This window comes from Accumulibacter sp. (assembly GCF_036625275.1).
Lineage (GTDB): Bacteria > Pseudomonadota > Gammaproteobacteria > Burkholderiales > Rhodocyclaceae > Accumulibacter.
Window position 1 is genome coordinate 1 of record NZ_JAZKUD010000143.1, and the last position, 5,842, is coordinate 5,842.

General features: G+C 63.9%; 8 protein-coding genes. 2 read left to right on the plus strand and 6 right to left on the minus strand.

Annotation, left to right across the window (positions count from 1 at the left end; translation table 11 throughout):
- Positions 1-142: 142 nt before the first annotated feature.
- The 6 genes from V5B39_RS21330 to tsaB form a co-directional block, all read right to left on the minus strand.
- Complete coding sequence (locus V5B39_RS21330) at positions 143-640, minus strand: TPM domain-containing protein (RefSeq protein ID WP_332344835.1); 498 nt, start codon at positions 638-640, stop codon at positions 143-145.
- Complete coding sequence (locus V5B39_RS21335) at positions 640-1,521, minus strand: TPM domain-containing protein (RefSeq protein ID WP_332344836.1); 882 nt, start codon at positions 1,519-1,521, stop codon at positions 640-642. Before V5B39_RS21335 ends, V5B39_RS21330 begins: the two co-directional genes overlap by 1 nt.
- A 2-nt stretch (positions 1,522-1,523) precedes the next feature.
- Positions 1,524-2,168, minus strand: coding sequence for a LemA family protein (locus tag V5B39_RS21340; protein WP_332344837.1), 645 nt, complete (start codon positions 2,166-2,168; stop codon positions 1,524-1,526).
- 87 nt (positions 2,169-2,255) lie between these two features.
- Positions 2,256-3,104: a uracil-DNA glycosylase gene (locus V5B39_RS21345; RefSeq protein ID WP_332344838.1), complete on the minus strand. Its 849-nt coding sequence runs from the start codon at positions 3,102-3,104 to the stop codon at positions 2,256-2,258.
- Positions 3,101-3,577: a ribosomal protein S18-alanine N-acetyltransferase gene (gene rimI / locus V5B39_RS21350; RefSeq protein ID WP_332344839.1), complete on the minus strand. Its 477-nt coding sequence runs from the start codon at positions 3,575-3,577 to the stop codon at positions 3,101-3,103. The genes V5B39_RS21345 and rimI overlap by 4 nt, the downstream gene beginning before the upstream one ends.
- Positions 3,574-4,251: a tRNA (adenosine(37)-N6)-threonylcarbamoyltransferase complex dimerization subunit type 1 TsaB gene (gene tsaB, locus V5B39_RS21355; protein WP_332344840.1), complete on the minus strand. Its 678-nt coding sequence runs from the start codon at positions 4,249-4,251 to the stop codon at positions 3,574-3,576. The genes rimI and tsaB overlap by 4 nt, the downstream gene beginning before the upstream one ends.
- Before the next feature lie 229 nt (positions 4,252-4,480).
- Between tsaB and glgA the strand changes: the two genes are divergently transcribed.
- A complete protein-coding gene (gene glgA / locus V5B39_RS21360; protein WP_332344841.1) occupies positions 4,481-5,689 on the plus strand; it encodes a glycogen synthase in 1,209 nt (402 codons plus the stop codon).
- A 35-nt stretch (positions 5,690-5,724) separates the two neighbouring features.
- A partial coding sequence (locus V5B39_RS21365; RefSeq protein WP_434735752.1) for a maltotransferase domain-containing protein occupies positions 5,725-5,842 on the plus strand: 118 nt, incomplete at its 3' end.

The window sequence follows — 5,842 nt, forward strand, 5'->3', positions numbered from 1 at the left end:
TCAAGCAGTTGCTGCACCTCCCCGGCGTTGCCCGTATCAAGACCAACATCGCCCTGCAGACGGTAAAACAGACGCATGCCCTGCCACTCGATCACCTGACGCAACCAAGCAAATCGAGCAAGCGCGTGCGCTATGCCGAAGGCTAGAGGACCAGCGGTGCGTTCGGCAACTCGTCCGGGTTTCCCCCGACCGCCGCGAACTGTTCATGCAAGGCCCGGGTGATCGTGCTCAGCGCCCATAGCATACCGTCCTCAAAATCCCCGGCGCGAAAAGCAGCCTCCATTCGGCGGCAGACGCCGTCCCAGAACGCCTGACCCAGCCTGGCGTCGATTCCACGATCAGCAACGATCTCGACGCGCCGATCGATCAACTGCAGGTAAACGAGCACGCCGCTGTTGTGCTCGGTGTCCCAGACGCGCAACTGCGAAAACAGCTCGATTGCCCGCGTGCGCGTCGAGCGACCCTGCAACAGATCAGGCAGCGGCAGATTGGCCTCGACCACCACCCGCAGCTCGCCGCCATGCACCGACTCCGAGGCCGCGACTGCCTCCTCGACGCGGCGCAGGATCTGTGGTGGAAAGGCACGCAGCACCCACCAGTGTGGCAGAATCAGATGGCGGAACAGTCTCTTCAATTGCATCACCAGTCTCCCGAAGCGCCACCGCCGCCGAAGCCGCCACCACCACCCGAAAAGCCGCCGGAACTGCCACGACGGCCTCCGCCTCCACCCCCGTAAATGCCGCCCGAGGACCAGCCCGCGCCACCCACCATACCGAGAAACAGGGAAATGACGCCGGCCACCAGACCAAGGATGACCGCGACCAGCAGCGACGAGATCAGCAAGGAAGCGATTACCCCGGCGGCGACACCGATCATGCCGGCCGCCAGGAAACGCCCGAAGATGGCCCGCAACACACCGCCAACCACAAAGACCAGGACGAAACCGGCGAACAGCAGGGTCTCGAAACCGTCGTCGACGTTGGCGCGCCTGCTCGTTTCCGCGCTGGGCGCCGGCAGCGCTTCGCCGGAAACCACCTTGATCATCGCGTCGACGCCGGCGTCAATGCCGCCGGCAAAATCTCCCTGCTTGAAACGCGGGCTGATGATCTCGCTGATGATCCGCTTGGCCGTTGCATCGTTGAGCGCTCCCTCGAGGCCGTAGCCGACTTCGATGCGAACCTTCCTGTCCCCCATGGCCACCAGCAGGAGCGCGCCATCGTCGGCGCCCCGGCGTCCCAGCCGCCAGGACTCGGCGACGCGCAGCGCGTACTGTTCGATGGTTTCGGGTTTGACCGTCGGCACGATCAGAACGGCAATCTGCGAGCCCTTCCCGCTCTCGAAGGCAGCCAGCTTGGCCTCCAGCGACCCCCGCTGCTCCGCGGCAAGCGTGCCGGCCAGGTCCGTGACCCGGGCCCTCAGGGGTGGAATCGCCTGCTGTTCGTCGGCGCGGGCGAAGCCGGCACCAACGAGCAGCAACAGCCCCAGCAGCCAGGCTGCCAGACGCGCCCTACGACCTGACACGACTAGTAACCGGGCGCTGGGGCAGGTTTCCCGGCGGTGGCAGGGGAGGCCGGCGCCGGTTTTCCGAAGTCAACCCTGGGCGCCGTCGAGATCGCTTTCTCGTTCTCGACACTGAAGTTCGGCTTGACCGTGTAGCCGAAGATCATGGCCGTCAGGTTGTTCGGGAAAGTGCGTACCGAGACGTTGTAACTTTCGACCGACTTGATGTAGCGGTTGCGGGCCACGGTGATCCGGTTCTCGGTCCCTTCCAGCTGTGCCTGCAGGTCCCGGAAAGCGGCATCGGCCTTCAACTGCGGGTAGTTCTCGGCAACCACCAGCAGGCGCGACAGCGCACTCGACAGCCCCGCCTGCGCCTGCTGGAACCTGGCGAAGGCCTCCGGATCATTGACCAGTTCCGGCGTCGCCTGAATCGATCCAACCTGCGCCCGCGCCTGCGTCACCTGGGTCAGGACCTCCTTTTCGTGACTGGCGTAACCCTGCACCGTGGCGACCAGATTGGGGACCAGGTCGGCGCGCCGCTGGTACTGGTTGAGTACCTCGGACCAGGCCGACTTGATCGCTTCGTCGCCGGTCTGAAAGGTGTTGTAGCCGCAACCGGAGAGCAGGCCCGCAAGCAGAACCAGAATGGACAGGATTCGTAGACGCATGACAGTTTCCTTCACGGGGATGAACAGAGCAACATTCAGATGGAGGCTTTCAACGATTTCTCAATGGTCCCCGCGCCACGCAGCCGCTCAAGTGGGGCGAGTAGCGGGCTGCGAAGCCGATTCCGCGGCAGCGGTCTTTGCGGCCCGCATCAGGGTCCGGGCGCGGCACAGGTCCTCCCAGGCTTTTGCCTTGTCCGGCAGCGTGCGCAACAGGTAGGCCGGATGATAGGTCACGACGACCGGAATTCCGTACGCACTGCCGGCGGGCGCAGGATAGGCGAAGGACTGGCCACGCAGACTGGCCAGCGAGCCAACGTCGCCGAGCAGCGCATGCGCTGCCGCCCTGCCCAAAAGCACAATCAGCCGCGGCTGAATCAGAGCAATCTGTCGTTTCAGATAGGGCGCGCAGGTGGCGATTTCCGCGGGCTCCGGCGTGCGATTACCGGGCGGACGGCACTTGACGGCATTGGCGATGTAGACGTCTTTGCCGCGCTGCAGGTCAATGGCCGCAAGCATCGCATCGAGCAGCTTGCCAGCCGGACCGACGAAAGGCTCACCGCGGGCATCTTCCTCGGCGCCGGGTCCTTCACCGATGAATAGCCAGTCGGCAGTCACGTCGCCAACCCCGAGCACCGCCTGACGCCTTTCCTGGCACAGCGCACACGCACGGCAGGTGGCAACGCTTTCGCGCAACTGCTCCCAGCTCATCCCGGCAATCTCCTCCTCCCGGCCATCGGCGAGAACCGGGGTATGGGCGGGGGCGACTTCGTCTACCCCCCCGCTGTGGGACAGCGCTACTTCTGGCCTGGCTGTCACAACCGGCTTCGCACCCACCGCCGTCGCCGACTCTCGCAGTTGCCAGTGCGGTGACAGGCCGATCTCGCGCAGCAGCTGGACGCGTGTCAGTCGGGGACCAGGCCGGTTGCTGGCGATCATACCGATACCCTCCCCAGGACATGTCTCATCACCAGTGCATCCTCCAACCCCTTTTCTGCCGGGTAGTAGCCGCACCGTACGCCGATCTGCTGGAAGCCGAAGTGCCGATAAAGCGCCAGGGCGGAGGTGTTCGAAGGGCGCACTTCGAGCAACAAGCTCGTCGCTCCGGCCTGATGCGCCGCCCTCATGGCATGGCACAGCAGGCGTGCCCCAAATCCCGTGCCCTGCCGCTTCTCGGCGATGCTGAGGTTGAGCAGGTGCGCCTCGTCGAGGGCCATCATCAGTACGAAGTAGCCGACCAGCTCGTCGGCAACGCGGCAGCCCCAGACCAAATAGCCGGAAGCCAGCGAATCCACAAAGTTCCCGCGCGTCCAGGGAAAGGGATAGACGCCGTTTTCGATGGCGAGGATCTCGTCAAGGTCACGATGGCTCAGCGGCACCATTCTGAGCCGCGACGCGAGCACCGCGCTCACGCCCTCCCCCCCTTGGCCAGGCGCTCGCTCACCGTCAGTGCCACCTTGTTGCGCACGTAGACAGGCACCGCCGCCGCCGCATCAACCCAGTCGCCGCGTGCCAGACGCGGCGCAGCGAGACGGGCGACGGCGCCGGCGTCGGGCATCAGCTCGGGCTGCCAGTGCTGTACGCAAGCCGCCAGTCGCTGCCGCAAGACCGGATAGGCGGCCAGCCCGTTACCGCAGGCCAGCCAGCCAGCCGAGTCGGGAACCGGCAGCGTCATCGGCGAGCAGACGGCTACCGGGGCAAGCGCTATGGCAGCAGAGAACCGGCCGTGATAGATCTCACCCATACGCGCGTCGAGCAGGACGATCACCTGTTCGCCACCGCTGGCCAAGGCCATCGCATCAAGCGTACCGACCGGGACAAGCGGCAGTTCGTGGGCGAACGCCAGACCTTGCGCAACACCGCAGGCAACACGCAGGCCGGTAAACGAGCCGGGGCCGGCAGCGAAAGCCAGCCCGTCGAGATCGGCGAAGCCCAGACCGGTTTCGCGCAGCGTGCCGCTGATCAGTGGCAGCAGCGTTTCCGAATGAGAAATTCCTGGCGGGCATCGGCGCGTGACCAGGTCGCCGTCGCGCCAGACGGCAATCGAGCCAAGCTCCGTCGAGGTTTCGATGGCGAGCAGATTCATGCCAGGTATTCTACCCGTCCTGACTGCCGACGTCGCCCGTCAACGATGCCGCTCGCGGCCTGTCCAGGCATTGCCAACTCACGGCTGACCGGGTTGTGCGTCGCAGCAAAACTGCTTGCCGGGCCTGATGAGATGGTCGCCAAACGGCTTTCCCGATACAATGGCAGGGAATTCAAACGACGCGCCAACGGCGCGTTCACCTCACAACCACAGCATAGAAAGTGCCGCAATGAAAGTACTGCTACTGACGCGAGAATACCCACCCTACGTCTACGGCGGAGCCGGTGTTCACGTCGAGTATCTGTCTGGCGAACTGGCCAAACTGATGCATGTCGAAGTCCGCTCGTTTGGCGACCAGGACACCGTCAGCGACGGGGTGCGGGTCAAGGGCTTCCCATTCGGCAAGGGCAGTTTCGCCCACGTCGACAAGAAGCTCAGTGGCGCACTGGACACCTTTGAGACCAACCTCGAGACCTTGAGCGAGCAGGTGGACGCCGATCTGGTGCACGTGCACACCTGGTATGCCCACCTTGGTGGCATCCTGGCCAAGACGCTCTACGGCATCCCGCTGGTACACACGGTGCATTCGCTCGAGCCCTTGCGTCCGTGGAAGCGCGAGCAACTCGGCTGCGGCTACGACATGTCATCGTGGATCGAGCGCACCTCACTCGGCATGGCCGACGCGGTGATTGCCGTTTCGCAGGGCACGAAGAACGATATCCTCGAGCATTTTGATATCGATCCGGCCAAGATCACGGTGATTTATAACGGCATCAACGTCGACCAGTACCATCCAACGGAAGAAACGACCGCGCTCGATAAATTCGGTGTTGACCCGCTTAAGCCCATTGTCCTCTTTGTCGGCCGCATCACCCGTCAGAAAGGCATCGTCCACCTGGTCAACGCGGTCAAGTACATCAATCCCGACGCACAGGTGGTGCTCTGCGCCGGTGCTCCCGACACCAGGGAGGTCCTGGCCGAGATGGAAGCCGCAGTCAAGCATGTTCGGCAGGAGGGCTGCAGGAACGTCATCTGGATCCAGGAGATGGTGACCAAGGAAGAAGCGATCGAGCTCTATTCGCACGCCACGGTCTTCTGCTGTCCGTCGATCTACGAGCCTTTCGGGATCATCAACCTCGAGGCCATGGCCTGCCGCACCGCCGTCGTGGCAAGTGCCGTCGGTGGCATCAAGGAGGTCGTCGTCGATGGGGTGACAGGCTATCTGGTGCCCCTTGAGCAGTTGCACGTCGCGCCCTTCGAGCCGGTAAACCCCGACGCCTTCTCGCGCGATCTGGCGGCAGCAATCAACAAGATTCTCGACAACCCGGAACTTGCCGAGGCCATGGCCGCCGCCGGCCAGAAGCGCGCAAGAGATGTCTTCAGTTGGTCGAGCATCGCGCAGCAAACCAAGAGACTTTACGACTCGCTGGTCAAATGAGGAAGAACATCATGGTTCCCCAAGACTACCCCCGTGTGATCATCGAAGCGGTTGAGCCGCAAGTGGACGGCGGCCGCTTCCCAATCAAGCGCGTCGTCGGCGAGAAGGTCGCCGTCACCGCCGACATCTACAAGGAAGGCCACGACAAGCTGG

Excerpts from the sequence above, each read along its gene's own strand:
- V5B39_RS21340 (WP_332344837.1), bottom strand. The coding sequence starts at position 2,168 with ATGCGTCTACGAATCCTGTCCATTCTGGTTCTGCTTGCGGGCCTGCTC.
- glgA (WP_332344841.1), top strand. The coding sequence starts at position 4,481 with ATGAAAGTACTGCTACTGACGCGAGAATACCCACCCTACGTCTACGGC.
- tsaB (WP_332344840.1), bottom strand. The coding sequence starts at position 4,251 with ATGAATCTGCTCGCCATCGAAACCTCGACGGAGCTTGGCTCGATTGCC.
- V5B39_RS21345 (WP_332344838.1), bottom strand. The coding sequence starts at position 3,104 with ATGATCGCCAGCAACCGGCCTGGTCCCCGACTGACACGCGTCCAGCTG.
- V5B39_RS21330 (WP_332344835.1), bottom strand. The coding sequence starts at position 640 with ATGCAATTGAAGAGACTGTTCCGCCATCTGATTCTGCCACACTGGTGG.